Annotated in this window: 23 protein-coding genes; 5 read left to right on the forward strand and 18 right to left on the reverse strand. The window is 68.5% G+C overall.

Translation table 11 applies throughout. The features are described from left to right. Nucleotides 1–6: 6 nt before the first annotated feature. From hisI to nadA, 11 genes are all read right to left on the reverse strand, one after another. Entirely contained in the window at nucleotides 7–354 is a 348-nt protein-coding gene (gene hisI, locus L1892_RS08510) for a phosphoribosyl-AMP cyclohydrolase (protein WP_235723157.1), read from the reverse strand. Further along, complete coding sequence (gene hisF, locus L1892_RS08515) at nucleotides 354–1,127, reverse strand: imidazole glycerol phosphate synthase subunit HisF (RefSeq protein WP_235723158.1); 774 nt, start codon at nucleotides 1,125–1,127, stop codon at nucleotides 354–356. Before hisF ends, hisI begins: the two co-directional genes overlap by 1 nt. After that, complete coding sequence (locus L1892_RS08520) at nucleotides 1,124–1,984, reverse strand: inositol monophosphatase family protein (protein ID WP_235723159.1); 861 nt, start codon at nucleotides 1,982–1,984, stop codon at nucleotides 1,124–1,126. The genes hisF and L1892_RS08520 overlap by 4 nt, the downstream gene beginning before the upstream one ends. A gap of 14 nt (nucleotides 1,985–1,998) precedes the next feature. Next, on the reverse strand, nucleotides 1,999–2,742 hold the full coding sequence (gene priA, locus L1892_RS08525) for a bifunctional 1-(5-phosphoribosyl)-5-((5-phosphoribosylamino)methylideneamino)imidazole-4-carboxamide isomerase/phosphoribosylanthranilate isomerase PriA (protein ID WP_235723160.1): 744 nt from the start codon (nucleotides 2,740–2,742) through the stop codon (nucleotides 1,999–2,001). Then, nucleotides 2,735–3,088, reverse strand: coding sequence for a hypothetical protein (locus L1892_RS08530; RefSeq protein WP_235723161.1), 354 nt, complete (start codon nucleotides 3,086–3,088; stop codon nucleotides 2,735–2,737). The genes priA and L1892_RS08530 overlap by 8 nt, the downstream gene beginning before the upstream one ends. Continuing rightward, nucleotides 3,085–3,729, reverse strand: coding sequence for an imidazole glycerol phosphate synthase subunit HisH (hisH, locus tag L1892_RS08535; RefSeq protein ID WP_235723162.1), 645 nt, complete (start codon nucleotides 3,727–3,729; stop codon nucleotides 3,085–3,087). Before hisH ends, L1892_RS08530 begins: the two co-directional genes overlap by 4 nt. Further along, entirely contained in the window at nucleotides 3,729–4,355 is a 627-nt protein-coding gene (gene hisB / locus L1892_RS08540; RefSeq protein WP_235723163.1) for an imidazoleglycerol-phosphate dehydratase HisB, read from the reverse strand. Before hisB ends, hisH begins: the two co-directional genes overlap by 1 nt. Continuing rightward, nucleotides 4,352–5,491 (reverse strand): histidinol-phosphate transaminase, encoded by a 1,140-nt coding sequence (locus tag L1892_RS08545; protein ID WP_235723164.1) that lies wholly within the window; start codon nucleotides 5,489–5,491, stop codon nucleotides 4,352–4,354. Before L1892_RS08545 ends, hisB begins: the two co-directional genes overlap by 4 nt. Further along, the gene (gene hisD, locus L1892_RS08550) at nucleotides 5,488–6,828 is read right to left on the reverse strand and encodes a histidinol dehydrogenase (RefSeq protein WP_235723165.1); all 1,341 of its coding nucleotides are present in this window, start codon (nucleotides 6,826–6,828) and stop codon (nucleotides 5,488–5,490) included. Before hisD ends, L1892_RS08545 begins: the two co-directional genes overlap by 4 nt. A 159-nt stretch (nucleotides 6,829–6,987) precedes the next feature. Further along, nucleotides 6,988–7,902, reverse strand: coding sequence for a carboxylating nicotinate-nucleotide diphosphorylase (gene nadC, locus L1892_RS08555; protein WP_235723166.1), 915 nt, complete (start codon nucleotides 7,900–7,902; stop codon nucleotides 6,988–6,990). Beyond that, the gene (gene nadA / locus L1892_RS08560) at nucleotides 7,895–8,959 is read right to left on the reverse strand and encodes a quinolinate synthase NadA (RefSeq protein WP_235723167.1); all 1,065 of its coding nucleotides are present in this window, start codon (nucleotides 8,957–8,959) and stop codon (nucleotides 7,895–7,897) included. The genes nadC and nadA overlap by 8 nt, the downstream gene beginning before the upstream one ends. Before the next feature lie 250 nt (nucleotides 8,960–9,209). On the opposite strand from nadA, the gene L1892_RS08565 reads away from it, so the two are divergent. Then, a complete protein-coding gene (locus L1892_RS08565; RefSeq protein ID WP_235723168.1) occupies nucleotides 9,210–9,773 on the forward strand; it encodes a helix-turn-helix domain-containing protein in 564 nt (187 codons plus the stop codon). Between the two features lie 54 nt (nucleotides 9,774–9,827). Next, nucleotides 9,828–10,541, forward strand: a complete 714-nt coding sequence (locus L1892_RS08570) for an NUDIX hydrolase (RefSeq protein ID WP_235723169.1) — start codon at nucleotides 9,828–9,830, stop codon at nucleotides 10,539–10,541. Nucleotides 10,542–10,595: 54 nt separating this feature from the next. On the opposite strand, the gene map is transcribed toward L1892_RS08570, so the two are convergent. Beyond that, entirely contained in the window at nucleotides 10,596–11,369 is a 774-nt protein-coding gene (map, locus tag L1892_RS08575) for a type I methionyl aminopeptidase (protein ID WP_235723170.1), read from the reverse strand. Nucleotides 11,370–11,495: 126 nt separating this feature from the next. On the opposite strand from map, the gene L1892_RS08580 reads away from it, so the two are divergent. Then, nucleotides 11,496–11,771, forward strand: coding sequence for a helix-turn-helix domain-containing protein (locus L1892_RS08580; protein WP_235723171.1), 276 nt, complete (start codon nucleotides 11,496–11,498; stop codon nucleotides 11,769–11,771). A gap of 86 nt (nucleotides 11,772–11,857) precedes the next feature. Here the strand turns inward: L1892_RS08580 and L1892_RS08585 are convergent, their stop codons facing one another. The 6 genes from L1892_RS08585 to L1892_RS08610 form a co-directional block, all read right to left on the reverse strand. Then, nucleotides 11,858–12,496: a DUF2567 domain-containing protein gene (locus tag L1892_RS08585; protein WP_235723172.1), complete on the reverse strand. Its 639-nt coding sequence runs from the start codon at nucleotides 12,494–12,496 to the stop codon at nucleotides 11,858–11,860. After that, a complete protein-coding gene (gene bsaP, locus L1892_RS08590) occupies nucleotides 12,493–12,780 on the reverse strand; it encodes a biotin synthase auxiliary protein BsaP (protein ID WP_235723259.1) in 288 nt (95 codons plus the stop codon). The genes L1892_RS08585 and bsaP overlap by 4 nt, the downstream gene beginning before the upstream one ends. Before the next feature lie 16 nt (nucleotides 12,781–12,796). Next, complete coding sequence (bioB, locus tag L1892_RS08595; RefSeq protein WP_235723173.1) at nucleotides 12,797–13,837, reverse strand: biotin synthase BioB; 1,041 nt, start codon at nucleotides 13,835–13,837, stop codon at nucleotides 12,797–12,799. Between the two features lie 102 nt (nucleotides 13,838–13,939). Further along, the gene (gene bioD, locus L1892_RS08600) at nucleotides 13,940–14,683 is read right to left on the reverse strand and encodes a dethiobiotin synthase (protein ID WP_235723174.1); all 744 of its coding nucleotides are present in this window, start codon (nucleotides 14,681–14,683) and stop codon (nucleotides 13,940–13,942) included. Continuing rightward, nucleotides 14,680–15,891, reverse strand: a complete 1,212-nt coding sequence (locus L1892_RS08605) for an 8-amino-7-oxononanoate synthase (RefSeq protein WP_235723175.1) — start codon at nucleotides 15,889–15,891, stop codon at nucleotides 14,680–14,682. Before L1892_RS08605 ends, bioD begins: the two co-directional genes overlap by 4 nt. Continuing rightward, nucleotides 15,891–17,192 (reverse strand): adenosylmethionine--8-amino-7-oxononanoate transaminase, encoded by a 1,302-nt coding sequence (locus L1892_RS08610; RefSeq protein WP_235723176.1) that lies wholly within the window; start codon nucleotides 17,190–17,192, stop codon nucleotides 15,891–15,893. Before L1892_RS08610 ends, L1892_RS08605 begins: the two co-directional genes overlap by 1 nt. Before the next feature lie 135 nt (nucleotides 17,193–17,327). Between L1892_RS08610 and L1892_RS08615 the strand changes: the two genes are divergently transcribed. Both L1892_RS08615 and L1892_RS08620 read left to right on the forward strand, forming a co-directional pair. Then, nucleotides 17,328–17,924: a TetR family transcriptional regulator gene (locus L1892_RS08615; RefSeq protein ID WP_235723177.1), complete on the forward strand. Its 597-nt coding sequence runs from the start codon at nucleotides 17,328–17,330 to the stop codon at nucleotides 17,922–17,924. Nucleotides 17,925–18,102: 178 nt separating this feature from the next. Then, nucleotides 18,103–20,298 carry an acyltransferase family protein gene (locus L1892_RS08620; RefSeq protein WP_235723178.1) on the forward strand — a complete coding sequence of 732 codons (2,196 nt, stop codon included), beginning with the start codon at nucleotides 18,103–18,105 and terminating at the stop codon, nucleotides 20,296–20,298. Nucleotides 20,299–20,374: the final 76 nt, after the last annotated feature.

A 20,374-nucleotide genomic window follows, 5' to 3' on the forward strand; every position in this document is an offset into this window, starting at 1 on the left:
GGTGGTTCAGTCGGTCGACGTCAACAGCGAAGGGGTGTCGAAACAGCTGTGATTGCCGGTGTGGCACGCCGCGCCCACCTGGTCGACGACCAGCAACACGGTGTCGCCGTCACAGTCGAGGCGGACATCGTGCACGTACTGGGTGTGTCCGCTCGTCTCCCCCTTGACCCAGTACTGCCGGCGCGAGCGCGAGTAGTAGGTCGCGCGCCGGGTGGTCAGGGTCTGTTCGAGGGCGGCGTCGTCCATCCACGCCATCATCAGCACGGTGCCGGTGCCACGTTCCTGGGCGATGGCGGCGAACAGCCCATCGTCGTTGCGCTTGAGCTGTGCGGCGAGGTCGGGGTCGAGGGCCATCACCGCACCGTGATTCCCTCGGCGTTCATCGCGGCCTTGACCTCACCGATGCCGAGTTCACCGAAGTGGAAGACCGACGCCGCCAGAACGGCGTCGGCTCCGGCCTGGACTGCGGGGGCGAAGTCGGCGACAGCGCCGGCACCGCCGCTGGCGATCACCGGGACCTCGACGGCTGCCCGCACCGCGGCCAGCATCCGGAGGTCGAATCCCCGTTTGGTCCCGTCGGCGTCCATGGAGTTGAGCAGGATCTCCCCCACGCCCAGTTCCTGACCGCGTCGCGCCCACTGCACCGCGTCGATCCCGGTCCCGCGCCGGCCACCGTGAGTGGTGACCTCCCAGCCCGACGGTGTGGGCTGTTCCCCGGCCGGGACCGTGCGGGCATCCACCGACAAGACTATGCACTGGGAGCCGTAGCGTCGGCTCATCTCGCCGAGCACCTCCGGCCGGGCGATGGCCGCGGTGTTGACGCTGACCTTGTCGGCACCGGCGCGCAGCATCGCATCCACGTCGTCGACGGTGCGGATGCCGCCGCCGACGGTGAGCGGGATGAAGATCTGGTCGGCGGTGCGCTTGACCACGTCGATCATCGTCGCGCGACCGGAACTCGATGCGGTGACGTCGAGGAAGGTCAGTTCGTCTGCCCCCTCGGTGTCGTACCGGGCGGCGAGCTCCACCGGATCACCCGCATCGCGCAGGTTCTGGAAGTTGACCCCTTTGACCACACGGCCGTCGTCCACGTCCAGGCACGGGATCACACGGATCGCGACAGTCATGAGGCTCCTCCGGTTGTGTCGGGTCGGGCACTGTGCGGCTGCGCGCCCCATTCGTCTCCGACGACCTCGGCGATCACCGCCATCAGTTCGGTGTGCAGGCGCGGCGCCGCGCACACCAGCGACGGCGACGAAGCGGTCCAAGGCGCTCCGCTGAGATCTGTGGCGACCCCACCTGCGGCGCGTACGAGTGCCGCTCCGGCGGCGTTGTCCCACGCGTGCCGGCCGAATGCGATCGCACCGCCGAAGACGCCCGCCGCGGTGTAGGCCATGTCCACGCCGGTGCTGCCGGTCATCCGCAGTCGGGACACCCGTGAGCTGAGCGCGCTCAACACATCGGCGCGACGCGCACCCGGGTAGCGGCCGTGGCCCGCCACGTTGAACGGGCCGTAGGAGACCACCGAAGACGCCAGTTCGGTGGGCTCCAGCGGTGCGACGGGGTGGCCGTCGACGTACAGCGGGCCGTCGACGTGTCCGGCGTAACGACGGCCCAACAACGGTAGCCAGGTCAGCCCGAGCACGGGTTCGCCGTCGACGAGCAACCCGAGCAGTATGCCGGTCAACGGCATCCCGGACGAATAGTTGTAGGTGCCGTCCACCGGGTCCAGCACCCAGACGGCGCCCTCGGTGACCGGCGGTCCACCGAACTCTTCGCCGTGCACCGGGATTGCGGTGCGTTCGGTGAGGTCGGCGGCGATCCGGCGTTCGAGATCGAGGTCGACCTGGGTGGCGAAGTCCGTCGCCCCCTTCTCGACCGCGCTGGGCGCCCCGAGGCCGTCGACGAAGTACTCGGCCACCGAGTCCAGGATCTCGCCCGCGGTGTGGAGCAGGGCCGTGTGGTCGGTCACGCTGCCATCCATCGCGCTGTCATCCATCACGCCCCGGCGACGGCGGTCAGTGCGTCGGGCAGGGTGAAGCGGCCGGCATAGAGGGCCTTGCCGACGATCGCGCCCTCCACCCCCTGCTCGACGAGACCCGAGATCGCGACGAGGTCGTCGAGTGCGGACACACCGCCCGAGGCGACGATGGGTGCGGACGTGGCGGCGGCAACCTCCGCGAGCAGGTCGAGGTTCGGTCCGCCGAGAGTGCCGTCCTTGGAGACGTCGGTGACCACGTAGCGGGCGCAACCGTCGCGGTCGAGTCGGGTCAACACCTCCCAAAGGTCACCCCCGTCGGTGACCCAGCCGCGGCCACGCAACCGATACGACTCGCCGTCCCGGATGACATCGAGACCGACGGCGATGCGGTCGCCGTGGCGGTCGATCGCTCGCGCGCACCAGTCCGGGTTCTCCAGCGCGGCGGTCCCGAGATTCACCCGCGCACACCCGGTGGCCAACGCGGCGTCCAGCGAATCGTCGTCGCGTATACCGCCGGAGAGCTCCACCTTGACGTCGAGCTCGCCGACGACCCCGGCGAGGAGCTCACGATTGTTACCCCGGCCGAAGGCCGCGTCGAGGTCGACCAGGTGGATCCACTCGGCTCCGTCGGTCTGCCAGGCCAGTGCCGCGTCTCGTGGCGACCCGTACGACGTCTCGGTGCCTGCGGCACCCTGGACGAGGCGGACGGCCTGACCGTCGGCGACGTCGACGGCCGGGAGGAGTTCAAGGGTCTTACCCATCGGTGGCGGAGTTCCTGTCTGTCGGTTCGGTGCGGCCCGGGTTCGGGTTGGGCGGTATCTGGGGCGAGGTGGGCGGCGCCTGAGGCGGTCGGGCGGTGGGCTGTTCGGTGGCCGCGCGCGCCGCAAGGATCTCGCGTTCGGCCGTGGCGATGATCCGGCGAGACACCGTACCGATCGCCGCGATCATCGCCAACACGGCGATCAGCGCGACGACCAGGCCGGCGACGGGTGACCACTGCGCGATGAGCAGGATGATCGGGATCGACACCAGCAGCACCAGCACCCCGGCACCCAGGGAGTACAGCACCATCTTGCCGAAGGAGAAGTGCGTGTCGTGAAGGCTCATCGGAGCGATTGCACCCAATTGCGGAGCAGATGGGCCCCGGCGTCTCCAGATTTCTCGGGATGGAACTGTGTGGCTGCGAGCGCACCGTTCTCGACTGCGGCGAGGAAACGGCCGCCGTGGTGGGCCCAGGTCAGTTTCGGCGCAGCCAACGGGGTGCCCTCGTTGTCCATCTCCCAGCTCTGTGCGGCGTAGGAATGCACGAAGTAGAAGCGGGCGTCGTCGTCGAGGCCGTCGAACAGCAGCGAGTCGGCCGGGGCGTCGACGGTGTTCCAGCCCATATGGGGCAGCACCGGGGCGGGCAGTCGGCTGACTGTGCCGGGCCACTCGCCGCAGCCGTCGGCCTCCACCCCGAACTCGACGCCGCGTTCGAACAGGATCTGCATACCCACGCAGATACCCAGAACGGGCCGTCCGCCTGCGAGGCGCTGGTCGATGATCCAGTCGCCCTTGACCTCCACCAGGCCCTCCATGCAGGCGGCGAACGCACCCACACCGGGTACCACCAGGCCATCGCAACCGATGGCGGTGTCGCGGTCGTCGGTGACCGTGACGTCGGCGCCGGCGCGTTCGAGCGCCCGCTGGGCCGACCGCAGATTGCCCGAGCCGTAGTCGAGGATCGTCACCGCGGGGGCGCCGGCCATCACAGCGCTCCCTTCGTCGACGGCACACCGGTAACGCGGGAGTCGTACTCGGTGGCCGCGCGTAACGCGCGGGCGACCGCCTTGAACTCGGCCTCGGTGATGTGATGCTGATCGCGTCCGTAGAGCACGCGGACGTGCAGTGCAATCCGTGCGTTGAGCGCGATCGACTCGAAGACGTGGCGGTTGATGACCGTCGAATACGGCACGCCCGGGTAGCCGCCGATCACCGCGGTCAGCAGGTGATCGGGTTCGCCGGTGTGCACGCAGTACGGCCGGCCGGAGACGTCGACGACGGCGTGCGCAAGCGTCTCGTCCATCGGGATGAAGCAGTCACCGAAGCGGCGGATGCCCTTCTTGTCACCCAGCGCCTCCCCCAGAGCCTGCCCCAGCACGATGGCGGTGTCCTCGATGGTGTGGTGACCCTCCACCTCGACGTCGCCGGTGGCCTCGACAGTCAGGTCGAAGCTGCCGTGCTGACCGAAGGCGGTCAGCATGTGGTCGAAGAACGCGATCCCGGTCGACACGTTGGTGATGCCGGTGCCATCGAGGTTGAGCTCGACGACGATCGACGACTCCTTGGTGGCGCGTTCGACGCGCGCGATCCGCGGTGCGGGCGTGGTGGTCACTCGGTTCTCTCCAGGTCGGTGGCTGCCAGGGTGCGGCTGACGGCGAGAAACGCGTCGTTCTCGGCTGCCAGTCCGATGGTGACACGCAGGTGTCCGGCGATGCCGACGTCGCGGATCAACACGCCGTCGTCCAGGTAACGCTGCCAGCTCGCCGGGGCATCCCGGAACGGGCCGAACAGCAAGAAGTTCGCGTCGGAGTCGATCACCCGGTACCCGGCCGCCTCGAGTTCGGCCGCGACCCGCTTGCGTTCGGCGATGATCGCCGCGACACCGGCGAGGGTGTCGTCGCGGTGGCGGAGCGCGGCGCGCGCGGCTACCTGGGTGAGCACCGACAAGTGATATGGGAGCCGCACCAACTGCAACGCGTCGACGATGGCCGGCGACGCCGCGAGGTAGCCCAGACGTCCGCCGGCGAAGGCGAACGCCTTGCTCATCGTGCGGCTGACGACCACCTTGGTCGGGTACTCGTCGATCAACGCCACGGCACTGGGTTGTTCGGAGAATTCGCCGTAGGCCTCGTCGACGACGACGATGCCGGGCGCCACCCCGACGATGGCGCGCAGTTGGTCGTTGTCGAGCGATCCCCCGGTGGGGTTGTTCGGCGAGGTCACGAAGACGACGTCGGGGCGCCGATTGGTCACCTCGGCGACCGCGTAGTCGACGTCGAGCGAGAAATCGGACGCGCGCACCGCGTGCAGCCAGGTGGTGTCGGTGCCGTCGGAGATGATCGGGTGCATCGAGTAGGAAGGGACGAACCCGAGTGCGCTGCGGCCCGGCCCGGCGAAGGCCTGCAACAGCTGCTGCAGGATTTCGTTGGAACCGTTTGCCGCCCAGAGATTCTCGGTGGTGAGCGCAACCCCGGTCGCCTCCGTGAGGTACTGAGCCAGGTCGGCGCGCAACGCGACGGCGTCACGGTCGGGGTAGCGGTGCAGTTCCGCGGCCGCCGTGCGTACCGATTCGGCGACGTCGGCGATCAGGGCGTCCGACGGCGGGTGCGGGTTCTCATTGGTGTTGAGCACCACGGACACCTTGAGTTGCGGTGCGCCGTAGGGGCTCTTGCCGCGCAGATTGTCGCGCAACGGCAGGTCGTCGATGGTCACGCCGAGCCCGGGAACCACCGTCTGCGGAGTGCTCACGCCTGCCCTCCGACGAATCGCTGCTTGATCGCATCACCGTGCCCGGGAAGATCTTCCGCATCGGCCAGGGTCACGACGTGGTCGGCGACATCGCGCAGCGCAGCTTCGTCGTAGTCGATGACGTGCACGCCTTTGAGGAAGGTCTGCACCGACAGCCCGGAGGCGAATCGAGCCGAGCCCGACGTCGGCAGAACGTGATTGGACCCGGCACAGTAGTCGCCGAGGCTCACCGGAGCGTAGGGCCCGACGAAGATCGCGCCCGCGTTGTGCACCCGGTCGGCGACTGCGGCGGCCTCACGGGTCTGGATCTCGAGGTGTTCGGCAGCATAGGCGTCGACCACGGCGAGGCCCGCCTCGAGGTCGTCGACGAGCACGATGCCGGACTGCTTGCCCGACAGCGCGGTGGTGACCCGTTCCCGGTGCTTGGTCGCGGCCACCTGCGCATCGAGCGCCTCGTCAACGGCGTCGGCGAGTTCGGCACTGTCGGTGACGAGCACCGAGGCCGCGAGCACATCGTGCTCGGCCTGACTGATCAGATCGGAGGCGAGGATGCCCGGATCGGCGCTGTCGTCGGCGAGGATCGCGATCTCGGTGGGTCCTGCCTCCGAGTCGATGCCGACCACACCTCGGCAGAGCCGCTTGGCGGCGGTGACATAGATGTTGCCCGGACCGGTGATGAGGTCGACCGGGTCGAGAACCGAGCGCGGGTCGTCGGCCGCATCGGTGTCGATGCCGCCGTAGGTGAGCAGTGCGACACCCTGCGCACCACCGACCGCCCACACCTCGTCGACGCCGAGCAACGCGCACGCGGCGAGGATCGTCGGATGCGGCCAGCCACCGAACTCCTTCTGCGGCGGCGAGGCGATGACGAGCGAACCCACCCCCGCTTCTTGTGCGGGAACGACGTTCATGATCACCGACGACGGGTACACGGCGTTTCCGCCGGGCACATAGAGCCCGACCCGACGGACCGGAATCCACTTCTCGCTGACCACACCCCCGGCGACGACCTGTGTGCGCGTGGTCTCACGGCGTTGATCGGCGTGCACCATCCGGGCGCGGCCGATCGACTCGCGCAGCGCGTCGGCGACCGCCGGGTCGAGCCGGTCGAGCGCATCGGCGATCACCGATGCGGGCACCCGCACCGACGTCGGACGCACACCGTCGAACTTCTCACCGAAGCCCAGCGCCGCGTCGGTGCCCTGCTCGGAGACCGCGTGCACCACCGGCGCCACCGTGTCGAGGACGGCGTTGACATCGGTGCCCCCGCGCGGCAGCGCACGTCGCAGCTCGGCGAGCGTGGGCGCGGTGCCGCGCAGGTCGGTTCGGGCGAGCATGATCATCTCCTGTTGTGCTGGGATTTCCCGTCCAGGATATGGGGTGACACCACCCGGTTTCGAATCCGGTCGGTGGCGCCGAACGCAAACGCGCAACCGCCGCGTTCTCGCGCATGTCGCGAGGTGCGCCCGAACGCGATGGCGGCGCGGATGATCCGGTCAGTTCACCGGCGTCGGCGCGGCGATGTCGAGCCCGAGATCGAGTGCGGTCACCGAATGCGTGAGTGCACCGACCGCCAGGTAGTCCACACCGGTGCGGGCGTAGTCGGCGGCCATGTCCAGCGTCAGGCCACCGGAGCTCTCCAGTTTGGTCTGCGGCGAACGCGTGTTGCGTCGCTGCACGGCCATCTGCGTCTCCCAGAGAGCGAAGTTGTCGAGCAGAACCAACTGCGGTTCGAGTGCCAACACCTCGTCGAGCTGGGCCAACGAGTCGACCTCGACCTCGACGGGGAGGCCCGGCGCGGCCGCCCGGACCGCGGACAGGGCCGCGCTGACCGATCCGGCCGCGGCGACGTGGTTGTCCTTGATGAGTGCCGCATCGCCGAGCCCCATGCGGTGGTTGACTCCCCCGCCCGAGCGGACCGCGTACTTCTGCAGGTGCCGAAGCCCCGGCAGGGTCTTGCGCGAGTCGCGGACCTGCGCTGCGGTGCCGTCAACAGCCGCCACCCACCGGGCAGTGGCGGTCGCGATTCCCGACAGGTGGCAGATGATGTTGAGCGCAGTCCGTTCCGCGGTGAGCAACGAACCAGTGGGTGCATGTACGCCGAGCACCACCTCACCGGGCCCGACGTGCGTACCGTCCACGACTGCCGAGGTGACCTCATAGGCACCGGCACCGATGACCTCATCGAAGACGGCCAGCACCACCGGAAGCCCCGCGATGACACCGGCGCCACGGCTCGCGATGGCGGCATCGGTCATCGCGTCGGCGGGCACGGTCGCCGCAGTCGTCACATCCGGCCCGTGACGCAGGTCCTCGTCGAGGGCCGTCCGGATCAGCGTGCGGACCTCGTCGGTGATCTCCAGACCGAGTTCATCGACGGCACCGAGTTGTCCGACGAATCCCTCACTCACCGGAACCCGGATTTCCGATGGCGATCATCCGTTCCACGCTCTTACGCGCTCGCTCGGCCACATCGTCGGCGACGAACACCTCGTCGCGCCCCTCGCGCAGTGACCGCAGTAGCGCGGCGGGCGTGATCATCTTCATGTACGGGCAGGATGCGCGGTCGTTGACGGCCTGGAAGTCCACCCCCGGCGCCGCCTTGCGCAGCTGGTGCAGCATGCCGATCTCGGTCGCCACCAGCACCTGCTTTGCGCCGGTTTCGCGAGCAGCGTCCAGCATGCCGCCGGTGGACAGGATCTTGACCTTGTCGGCGGGCACCGCACCTTCGCCGGCGAGGTACAGGGCCGAAGTGGCGCAACCGCATTCGGGATGGATGAACAGGTCGGCGTCCGGATGACTGCCGGCCTGGTCGGCCAGTTCGTCACCGTTGATGCCCGCGTGCACGTGGCATTCACCGGCCCAGATGTGGATGTTGTCGCGCCCGGTCACGCGCTTGACGTGCGCGCCGAGGAACTGATCTGGCAGGAACAGCACCTCGCGGTCGGGATCGATCGACGCGACCACGTCGACGGCATTGGACGAGGTGCAGCAGATGTCGGTGAGCCCCTTCACCTCGGCGGTCGTGTTGACGTAGGAGACGACGACGGCGTCGGGGTGCTCGGCCTTCCACTCGCGCAACTCGTCGGCGGTGATCGAGTCGGCCAGCGAACATCCGGCGCGCTCGTCGGGGATCAGCACCCGCTTGCGGGGGCTGAGGATCTTGGCGGTCTCGGCCATGAAGTGCACACCGCAGAAGATGATCTCGTCGGCGTCGACCTCGGCGGCGATGCGAGACAGCGCCAACGAGTCGCCCACGTGGTCGGCGACGTCCTGGATCGCCGGCAGTTGATAGTTGTGCGCCAGCAGCGTCGCATTGCGCGCTCGGGCGAGACGGCGCACCTCGTCGGCCCATTCCGGTGTGGGCTCCACTCCGGTGTATCCGCCCGGACCGTCGGTCCAGTGCGCATCGGGCAGCCCCACGGTCTGCGTCTCGACCATGACGGGGCGGTCGCTGGTGATGCTCATCTGACACTCCTCACACGTGCGGGTCCCGGGTGGCTGTTCCCGGCACCAGAGTTTTCGACTGGCAATCGAAAACGCTGCCCATGGTAACACCGGTCACAGCTGCGGCATTCCCGTGCACGATTCGAGTAGTCGACTACGCGTTTGCTTCGCACGAGCGAAACCTAGCGTCGGGGATGTACCACTCATCCGCCCAGGTCCGGCCGCGATAACCCTGGCCAGGCGGGCCGTAAAGAAGATTGCGAGCAGCGTGATGACCGTTTCCCCGTACGACGACGCACTGTCCACTCCGCCGCGCACCATCCTGCCGCCACGGACATCGAGTCCCGCGGATCGCCGCGCCGACGCCGCCGTCGCGCGCCGTGAGGCGGCGCTGGCGCGGCTGGCCGCTCGCCGGATGCCGTTGCCCGGACAGCCCGCACCACCGCACGCCCAGCATCGCCCGACGGTACGGCGCCCCCTCGACGACGCACGTGTTCGAGGACATGTACGGCTGGTCGTCGAGCCGCGCGACATCGTCGAGCAGTCGGCTGCCATCCCGGCCGCCACACCCCGCCCGGCCACAGCCGTGCCCGAGGCGGCACCCCGACGCCGACCGGGGCTGACCGAGCGCGAGATCCAGGTGTTGCGGACCTGGTTGCTCACCGACTCCAAGATCGTGGTCGCCGAGGAACTGTCGATCTCGATCGGCACCGTCAACACCCACCTGACGCGTATCCGCGCCAAATACACCGCGGTGGGACGGACAGCACGAACCAAGGCCTCGCTCGCGGCACGCGCCATCCAGGACGGCATCATCGCTCTCGACGATCTCTGAGACCCGGATGGTCGGTGCGGGTCGGCGCGACGTCGCCGCCATACAATCGACGCCATGCCGACGCCCCCGCCGAGTGCGCCATCTACCGGCGGGCCGCCCGTCGAAGTCGAGACGCTGACCGCTGTGTTCCAGGTCCGCGACATCGCTGCGGGCGCCGAGCCGGCGCTGTGTGTCCTACTCGCCGATGACGGGAACTCGGCTTGGCGCCTGCCCGGCGGCGCCGTGGCGGCCGAGGAACCACTGGACGTCAGCGCACGCCGGGCCGTGGCCGACACGGTGGAGATCACCACTATCGCCCACCTCGAACAGCTCGCCGTGTTCTCCGATCCCGCCCGGGTCCCCGGCATCCGCACGATCGCCTCGACCTACCTGGGCCTGGTGCCCAGCGATGCCCCGACCGAGCTCGCCGTCGACTCGGCGTGGCATGCCGTCGATCACCTCCCTGCCCTGGCCTATGACCACGATCGGATCGTGGACGCCGCGCGCCACCGGCTGGCCGCAAAGCTCTCCTACACCAACATCGCCTTCGCCCTGGCCCCCGCTCGCTTCCCGATGTCACAGCTTTCGGAGATCTACTGCGCCGCTTTGGGTTATCCAGTGGACACCACCAACCTGCTCCGCATCCTGAGCCGCCGCGCCGTGGTGGTGGCCACCGGCACCGTCGGCAAGACCGGACGCACCGGCGGGCGACCGCCGGCGCTGTATGCGTTCGCCGACGCACAGTTGCGCGTCACCGACGAGTTCGCGACGCTGCGGCCGCCGATGTGACCGGACGTGCGACCACACGTCCCGCTGATCACCCGCGCACAAGCCCTTATCTCGTCACCGACCGCTGGACCGCGTCAGTATCTCGGCGGCTCCGTCGGTGACGGCGATCGTGTGCTCGCTGTGCGAGGTACGGGACCCATCGGCCGACCGGATCGTCCAGCCGTCCGGGTCATAGATGATCCGCGAGGTGGATTGGGCCAGCCACGGTTCGAGCGCCAGGGTGAGTCCGGGCCGCAGCGCCAGCCCTTTGCCTCGACGTCCGAGGTTGGGCACATGCGGGTCCTCGTGCATGGTGCGACCGAGGCCGTGGCCGCCGAACTCGGTGTTGACCCGAAAGCCACGCGAGGTGCAGACCTTGCCGATCGCCGCCGAGATGTCGCCGAGCCGATTACCCGGGCGTGCCGCGTCGATTCCGGCGGCCAATGCCAGCTCGGTGGTCTGCACGAGAAACTCATCCTCGTCGCGGGCGGCGCCCACGATCACGGTACGAGCCGAATCGGCCACCCAGCCATCAATCGAGACGGCGATGTCCATACTCAGCACGTCGCCGTCGGCGAGCGCGCAATCATACGGAAGGCCATGCAGCACAGCATCGTTGAGGGATAGGCAGATCACATTGCGAAACGGCCCACGCCCGAAGGACGGCGCATAATCCCAATAGCAGGACACCGCACCACGCCGACGGATGAGCTCGCGGGCCCGCATCTCGAGGTCGAGCAGATTGACTCCGGGAGCCGCCAGACCAGACAGGTCGTCGAGCAGGTCCGCGATGAACCCACCGGTGGTTCGCATCGCGTCGATTTCGTCACGCGACTTCAGTTCGATCACAACGCCCTCTCCAGGTCACCCGCCCATGGTCACCCGATGGCGGTCGGTATTTAAATACCACAGTAGAAGAGGTGGTGGTATTTTCATACCGGTGCAGCTCAGCGGTTGGACCACTAAGGTGATTGCATGGTTCGCGCACCGCTGACCCCAGAGCAAATCGCCGCCGGACGCCGGCTCGGCGCGGTGCTGCGGGAATGGCGCGGCCCTCGCACCGTGGCCGAGGTCGCCGAAGGGGCCGGGATCTCACCCGAGACGCTGCGCAAGATCGAGAGCGGGCGGCTGCTGACCCCGTCGTTCGCCACGGTTGTCGCGCTGAGCCATTCGCTCGATGTACCGGTGGAACTGCTCGCCGACGCGGTTGCCGGGGCCGCCCCGATGCCGAGTGCCCGGTCGACCGTCTAACGGCTACTACTTGCCCTTCGTGACGCCCTCCGCAAGCTCCAGGCTCCTCAGGGAACAGTAATCACGCTCGGCCAGCGCCTCGCTACTCAGGGAGCGGGTGCCGACAGCGTGTTTTCGGGTATCGAGGGCAGATCTCCGACGCCGAGATCGGCCCGGCGAGCCGCGAGCGTGACGCCCAGATACACCAGCGCGGCGGCCAGCGGCGCGCACACGAACAGAGCCCAGGGGCCGCCCGTGCCGCCGCGGACCGCACCGTCGAGCCAGAGGTCGGGCACCACGTCGAAGGTCGAGCCGACCGGCAGGGCACGCGGGTCGTCGAAACGCCAGTCCGCCACCCAGGTGCCGACGGCGGCCGCGATGAGCGACCCGATGGTGGTGGCCACCGCGAGCACCCCGAACCCCACCGGCCCGCGCCATGATCGAGCAGTTGTCCACCCGATGATCACCGACACCACGCCGTAACCGAAAAGCAGGAGGGCAAAAGTACCGACAGCCGCGAACTCGGACCCGAATGCGCTGGCCGGTACCACGGCAGAGCCCTCCGACACCACGCGCCCACTGAGCGCCGGGGTCACCGCCGCCCAGAGCGCGCCGAGCACGACTCCGAGCAACATCACCGTCACGGCCACCGCCACGAGCCCGGACACCGACCGGTGGACACCGCGGCGTGCATCCGCACCGCCAGACAGATCGTCGTCGGAGACGACCGGTGCCGGATCGGTCATCGTTGCCCCAGCTCGGTCGAGTCGACCGTCCCGTGCCGCGAACATCGTGCTCCCCAGCCGTCCGGGCGTACCTGCACCACCATGCGCCGGCCGCATTGCCCGCAGAAGCGCGGTGGCTCCAGACCGAGGCGGGCGGCCGCCGGTATCGCGTCGGCCGACTGCAGCTCCAGTTCCAGTCCCGTGTACACACCGAAGCGGCAGGGCTGCGCAAGCGGGCCGGGGACCTCGAGCGTGGAGTGCAACGGTCGGGGCGTTGCCGCCGAACCCGGATTCGTCATCGACATGGTCACCTGTTCGAGCCTAGATGCTGTCGTTGAGTGCCTTGATGGGCATCGACAGATCGGTCAGCAGGTCGAGGTCTTCCTCGGCGGGCCGTCCCAGGGTGGTCAGGTAATTGCCGACGATGACGGCGTTGATGCCGCCCAGGATGCCCTGCTTGGCGCCGAGGTCACCGAGGGTGATCTCGCGTCCGCCCGCGAAACGCAGGATGGTGCGCGGCAGCGCCAGACGGAACGCGGCCACCGACTTCAGCGCCTCGGCCGCCGGAAGCACGTCGAGGTCGCCGAACGGGGTGCCGGGACGCGGGTTGAGGAAGTTCAACGGCACCTCGTCGGGCTCCAACGCCGCCAGGTCGGCGGCGAACTCGGCTCGCTGCTCGAGACTCTCACCCATCCCCAGAATGCCGCCACAACACACCTCCATGCCGGCTTCACGCACCATGCGCAGCGTGTCCCAGCGCTCCTCCCATGAGTGGGTGGTCACCACATTCGGGAAGTGGCTGCGCGCGGTCTCGAGGTTGTGGTTGTAGCGGTGCACGCCCATGTCCTTGAGCTGATCGACCTGCTCCTGGGTGAGCATGCCCAGGCTGCAGGCGATCTGGATGTCCACCTCGTTGCGGATGGCCTCGATTCCCGCGGCGACCTGGCTGAGGAGCCGCTTGTCCGGGCCCCGCACGGCGGCGACGATGCAGAACTCGGTGGCGCCGGTCTTGGCGGTCTGTTTGGCGGCCTCGACGAGCGATGGGATGTCGATCCAGGCACTACGCACCGGGGAGGTGAACAGACCGGACTGCGAACAGAAGTGGCAGTCCTCCGGGCAACCGCCGGTCTTGAGCGAGATGATCCCCTCCACCTCGACTTCCGGTCCGCACCAGCGCATCCGCACATCGTGCGCGAGCTGCAGCAGTTCGGTGAGTCGATCCTCGGGCAAACGCAGCACCTCGAGCACCTGGGCCTGATCGAGGGCCTGGCCCTTCTCGAGAACCTGTTCACGGGCGACGGCAAGAATGTCGTCGGGGGTCTGCGAATGCGATGTGCCGGGGGCGACGGGGGCCTGGGTCACGGGAGAACTCCTTGTCTGGACTGTTGAACGATGGGCTGGGTTGCTGTCGGCGAGAATCGGGTGCCGTCGGCGAGAATCTGGGAGGCTTCGGCGGGCAGAGATCTACAGTGCCGTCGGGGCGACGTGGGTTGCCGCCGGCCGGGTGGGTGCGAGTTCGCGGGCCGTCCATTCCCGGTCGAACCAGGCCGGCGCCCGCCGACGGAACTCCGCCGGGTCGAGGGCACCGGCACCGTCCGGGATGACCCCGACGACAGGGGCTCCGCTCAGTCGGGGCAGGTCGTCGCGGTTGCAGCGCATGGCGAGATCGGGTTCCGTCGGCCAGGAACCGATCACCAGACCCGCGACGCGCAATCCGCGTGCGCGGACGGCGCCGACGGTCAGCTCCGCATGATTGAGGGCCCCGAGTCCGGCCGGGACCACCACCAGAACCGATGCGCCGACATCGGCGCACAGGTCGAGCAGGGTCAGCTCCGGCGCCAAGCGCACCATGACCCCACCGGCGCCCTCGACGAGGGTCACGTCGTGGTTCGCGGCCAGGCGATCGATGGCTGCGCGGGCGACGGCGCGCTCGAGCGGCGGCACACCGGCCAGCCGCGCGGCGGTCTCCGGCGCGAGGGGATCCGGATAGCGGGCACACTCGGCGGTGCCCAGCGGCCCGACGAGGTCCTCGATCACAGCCAGATCGCCGGGTTGTCCGGGCATGACGCCGGTCTGCGCGGGTTTGCACACCGCAGGGTTCACACCCGCCGCGCGGGCGGCGGCCACCAGCGCAGCGGTCACGATCGTCTTGCCGACGTCCGTCGAGGTGCCCGCAACCGCCAGCACGTTCTCCGACGCCGCGGTCATCGGGCACCCACCGTGCGCAAGGCATCGAGCACGATGCGCGCGACCCGTTCGATCGTCACGTCGTCGAGATCGGCACGCACTGTCAGCCGCAACCGCGAGGTCCCGGCGGGCACCGACGGCGGACGGAAACACCCGACGAGCACATCTCGGTCGCGGCACGCAGCAGCCGCGGCCACCGCGGCGTGCGGATCCCCGACGATCAGCGAGACGACGGCAGCAGCGGGCGCCGGGGCACCGATGGCCTCAGCCAGTCGAGCCGCGTTCTCACGCAGTCGGTCCGGCATGGCGGGATCGGCACGTAGCAGCCGCAGCGCGGTGTGGGCCGAGCCCACCGCGGCCGGATTGAGGCCGGTGTCGAAGATGAACGTCCGCGCGCGATCGACGAGATGCGATCGCAACAACTCGGGTCCGAGCACGACTCCGCCCTGGGCACCCAACGACTTGGACAGCACGGTGGTCATGATCAGGTCAGGGGCACCGGACAGGCCGTGTTCGGCGATGAGCCCACGCCCGCCCGGACCGCGCACGCCGAGCGCATGCGCCTCGTCGACGAGCAGCGCCGCCCCGCAGTCGCGTGCGACGGCATACAGGTCGGCCACCGGGGCCGGTTCGCCGTCGATGCTGTACACCGAGTCGGTCACCACCAGCGCGCGCTGCTCGGTGCGAGCGCGCAGGGCGTCGTGAACGGCCTGGTGATCACCGCGGTCGACCACGACGACGCGTGCGCGCGAGAGCCGACATCCGTCGATCAACGACGCGTGGGTCCCGGTGTCGCTGACGATCAGGTCGCCGCGTCCGACGAGGGCCGTGATGGCGCCGACGTTGGCGAGATATCCCGACGAGAAGGCCAGCGCGCTGTGGAACCCGAGGAAATCGGCGAGGTCGTTCTCCAGCTCGATGTGGGCCTCAGTGGTTCCGACCACCAGTCGCGACGCCGTGGCACCGGCGCCCCACTGCGCCAACGCCGCCTGCCCACCGGCGACGACCTCGGGGTGCGTGCAGAACCCGAGGTAGTCGTTGGAGGCGAGGTCGACGACCGGGGTGTCGGCGCGTCGAACGATGGGATCGCGATGCAGACCGGCGGTCCGCACCCGGTCGGCCTCGTCGGCGAGCCACCCGAGCGCCCCCTGTTCGGTGGCGCGCGCGCCGACGGCCGGATCGGCTCCACGAGTGGCGATGTCGGTATCGGTGAGCTCGGTCGTGGTCATCAGGACATCACTCCCACGGTGTGGTCGGCGGACAGACTGGCGGCGACGGCGGCGTGAACTCCACGGCAGATGGTGGCGATGTCGTCGGCGGTGCAGATGAACGGCGGCATCACGTAGACGTTGTTACGGAACGGCCGCAACCAGACCCCCGCGTCGACGGCCGCGGCCGTGGCAGCGACCATGTCGACCGGCCGGTCGAGTTCGACGACCCCGATGGCTCCGCGGACGCGGACATCGGCAACCCCCGGCCGCGCCGCGAGATCGCCGAGCCCGGTGCGCAGGCCCGATTCGATGGCCTGCACGCGGGCCCGCCAGTCCGAGGCGAGCAGTTCCTCCACGGAGGCGACGGCCACCGCACAGGCGAGTGGATTGGCCATGAAGGTCGGGCCGTGCGCGAGCCCACCGGCCTCCCCCGCGCTGATCACCTCGGCGATCTCACTGGTGCACATGGTGGCCGCCAGCGTCAGGTAGCCGCCGGTCAGCGCCTTGCCCAGGCACATGATGTCGGGGGTCACGCCGGCATGGTGGGCGGCGAACAGTTCGCCGGTACGACCGAATCCGGTGGCGATCTCGTCGAAGATCAACAGCACACCCGACTCGTCGCAGATGCGCCGGAGTTCGGAGAGATAGCGCGGGTCGTGGAACCGCATACCGCCCGCCCCCTGCACGACGGGCTCGACGATTACCGCGGCGAGCCGTTCCCGGTGCTCGGCGACGGCTGTTTCCAGGACGGCGACGTAGCGCTCGTCGAAGTCACGCGGGGGCGGGGGCACGAACACCTGATCGGTGAGGACGTCGGTCCACATCGCATGCATCCCGCCGTCGGGATCGCACACGCTCATCGGGGCGAAGGTGTCACCGTGGTAGCCACCCCGCCAGGTCAGCAGTCGATGTCGCCGGGGTTCGCCGCGGCTGCGCCAATACTGAACGGCCATCTTGACCGCGACCTCTACCGACACCGAGCCGGAGTCGCAGAAGAAGATCTTGCGCAGATCGGGCGGGGTGATCTCGACCAGCAGTTGAGCCAGTCGCGCCGCGGGTTCATGGGTGAGACCGCCGAACATGACATGTGACATCGATTCGACCTGCTCGGCGAGCGCCGCATCGAGCACCGGATGCCGGTAACCGTGGATCGCCGCCCACCACGAACTCATCCCGTCCACCACGTGTCGCCCGTCGGCCAATTCGATCCGGACGCCCCGGGCACCCCGAACGACGATCGGCGCCACTGCCGCCGGCAGAGCGCCGTACGGATGCCAGATGTGCTCGGCATCGATGCGGCTGATGGTGGCATCGTCCACGCCGGATCACCCTCACGAGTTTGTCGGGGCGCGTATGCGCCGGGATTACCTGATCCTGAACGCTGTACAGGATCGATGTCCTGGACACTGTACAGGTATTTCCTGAACGGTGTACAGGACCCTTATCCTGGCCGGGTGAGCAACAGTCGAGCAGATGTCCTGCAGGCGGCGCGGGAGATCCTCGCCGAGCACAGCCTGGCCGATCTGTCGATGCGGCGTCTGGCCGCCGATCTCGGCGTCCGCCCGAACGCCCTGTATTGGCATTTCCCCAACAAGCAGACCCTGCTGGCGGCGCTGTCGGACGACATCCTCGAGCAGATCCCAGCGACACCGCAGGATCTGGGTTGGGATCAGCGCCTGGCCTACCTCGCCACGGGCCTGCGCGCTGCCCTGCTCGACGTCCCCGACAGCGCGGAGATCGTGTCCTCGAGTTGGGCCAGCGGACTGTCAGCGCGGACCATTGCGGGGCAACTGGCGGCGGTGGCGCGGGACGGCGGACTCGACGAGCGTGACGCGCAGGCCGTGGCGACCGCCGTGTGCCAGCTGACCATCGGGCTGACGATCGAGGAGCAGACCCGGTCGCAGATGGAACGACTCCAGGTGACCGGACCGTCCGGACGCGACTTCACCGCGGAGTTCTCCGGCGGTCTGAGCGTGATCCTCGACGGTGCCCGGATGCGGGCACAACGTCTGACGACCGCCGCCGGCGTACCGCAAGGTAAAGAAAAGTAAAGGTCAGCGCGGGTACGACACTCGCCTCGGCACGCCGCGTCGAATCGAGATCTCGGTGCGGCGGCATGTAGATTGCTGGGCGGACCTACGGCCTCTATCACGTGATGACCACCGGTCGGGTCCGATTGCGACAACCCGGCCCCAGCGGCCACCGATAACAGAAGGACGCATCCAGGCAGTGGCAGCCCCTATCCACACCGCCACCCCGGCCGGTCCGGCTCCGGCGGACAACGTGCCCGCGTACCGCACCGACCTCGACGGTCTGCGCGGCATCGCGATCGCGTTGGTCGCCTGCTTCCATGTGTGGTTCGGCCGGGTGTCGGGCGGGGTGGACGTGTTCCTGGCCCTGTCCGGCTACTTTTTCCTGGGCTCGCTGCTGCGTCATGCCATCCACAGCCAGGCCACCCATGTGACGCTGCGCGACACCATCAATCCGTGGCCACGTCTCAAACGCCTGCTGCGGCGCCTGATCCCGGCACTGTTCACGGTACTGATCGCCGTTGCCGTCCTGACCGTGATCATCATCCCGCAAACCCGCTGGGTGAGTATCGGGCGCGAACTCATCGCCAGCGCCCTCTACTACCAGAACTGGCATCTGGCCTTCAATTCCCAGGACTATCTGGCGGCCAGCTCGGCGAACAGCCCGTTGCAACACATCTGGTCGATGTCGGTGCAGGGCCAGTTCTTCGTGCTCACCATGCTGGTCGCGCTCGCCTTCGCGGCATTGATCAAGCTCTGCGCGCGGTTTCTCGCGCCGGTGGCCGAACCCCGGGTGATCCGGGTTGTGGTGGGTGTCGCCGTGCTGGCGGTGGCGCTGGTCTCCTTCTATTGGGCGCACATGCGGATGGGCGTCAACCAGCAGTTCAACTACTACGACACCTTCTCCCGCGTCTGGGAGCCGCTGGCCGGTGGCCTGCTCGCCATCTGGTTGCCCAGTTGGCGGGTCCCGCGATGGCTCCGGACGGTTGCCGCGATCGTCGCGCTGGCCCTCATCGTGACCTGCGGCTGGTGGATCGACGGCGTGAACGCGTATCCGGGGCCGTGGGCGCTGGTCCCCGTCGGTTCCACGCTGCTGATCATCTGGGCGGGTGCCACCGCGTTGGAGCGTCCGCGACCCGGCTCCGATGGTCCGCAGGGGCTGCCGCCGGTCAATCGCATGCTCGCCAGTCGGTGGCCGGTGTGGCTGGGCAGCATCGCCTACGCCCTCTACCTCTGGCACTGGCCGCTGTTGATCTTCTATCTGACCTGGCGAGAGAAGAACCACGCGAGCGTCCTCGAAGGTGTCGGCCTGCTCACGGTGTCGGTCGGGTTGGCATGGCTCACCAAGCGCTACATCGAGGACCCGCTCCGTGGCGGGCGCTCCGAGCCGTCGCATGCGCGTCGCGACGGTCGGTATCGGTGGCTGACCTACACATCGGTTGTTACATCGATTCTGGTCATCGGCACGTTGGTGACCGGCATCGGCATCAAGGTGTGGGACCACCGGGTGTCCACGATGGTGGTGGACACCAGAAACCTGGACCCACGGACCTACCCGGGGGCCCGCGCGCTGCTGAACGGGTGGCCCGTTCCCGCGGTCGACCCGCAGCCGTCGCCGCTGATGGTCACGCAGGATTTCCCGGAGACTTCTACCGATGGCTACATGAGCAACTTCGAGGACCCTGAGATCCATGTCGGCGTCTACGGTGACCCGAACGCCACCGAGACCGTCGCACTGATCGGCGGATCACACGCCGAGATGTGGATCTCGGCGCTCGACGAGCTGGGCCGGCGTAACCACTTCAAGGTCACCACCTACCTCAAGATGGGGTGCCCGATGTCGACCGAGCTGGTCCCGAAGCAAGACGGCGTACCGTATCCGCAATGTCACGACTGGGTGATGCGGGTGATGAAGAAGGTGATCGCCGACAAGCCGACCGCGGTGTTCACCAATTCGACCCGGCCGCGCGATTATCAGCCCGGCGACTGGGTGCCACCCACCTACACCCCCATCTTCGACGAGTTCCTCGACGCCGGCATCGAGGTGTTCGGCATCCGCGACACACCGTGGCCGCACAACGCGAAAGGCTTGATCGACACTCCGACGTGCCTGGCCGACGGCGGCACCGCGACGAGCTGCGCCACGCGCCGCGACGTCGCGCTCGCCCCGGAGGACCCCGCGCTGGCCCTGGCTGCCACCCGCCCGGGCTTCCATGCCCTGGACCTTTCCGACGGGGTCTGTGACGCCGAACTGTGTCCGGCGATCGTCGGCAACATCGTGGTTTACAAGGATTGGCACCACCTGAGCGCCACCTATGTTCGTAGCCTCACCGATGAGCTGGGACGGCAGATGGCCGCGGCCGCTCCATGGACCGGCCCAGCGGCGCCGAGATAGTCGCCCACGCCACACCAGCGCGCGATCGCTCCGAGATGAACCCCCGACCATTGACGGCTAGTGTCATGTCATGGAA

This window comes from Gordonia tangerina (genome assembly GCF_021556435.1).
Lineage (GTDB): Bacteria > Actinomycetota > Actinomycetes > Mycobacteriales > Mycobacteriaceae > Gordonia > Gordonia tangerina.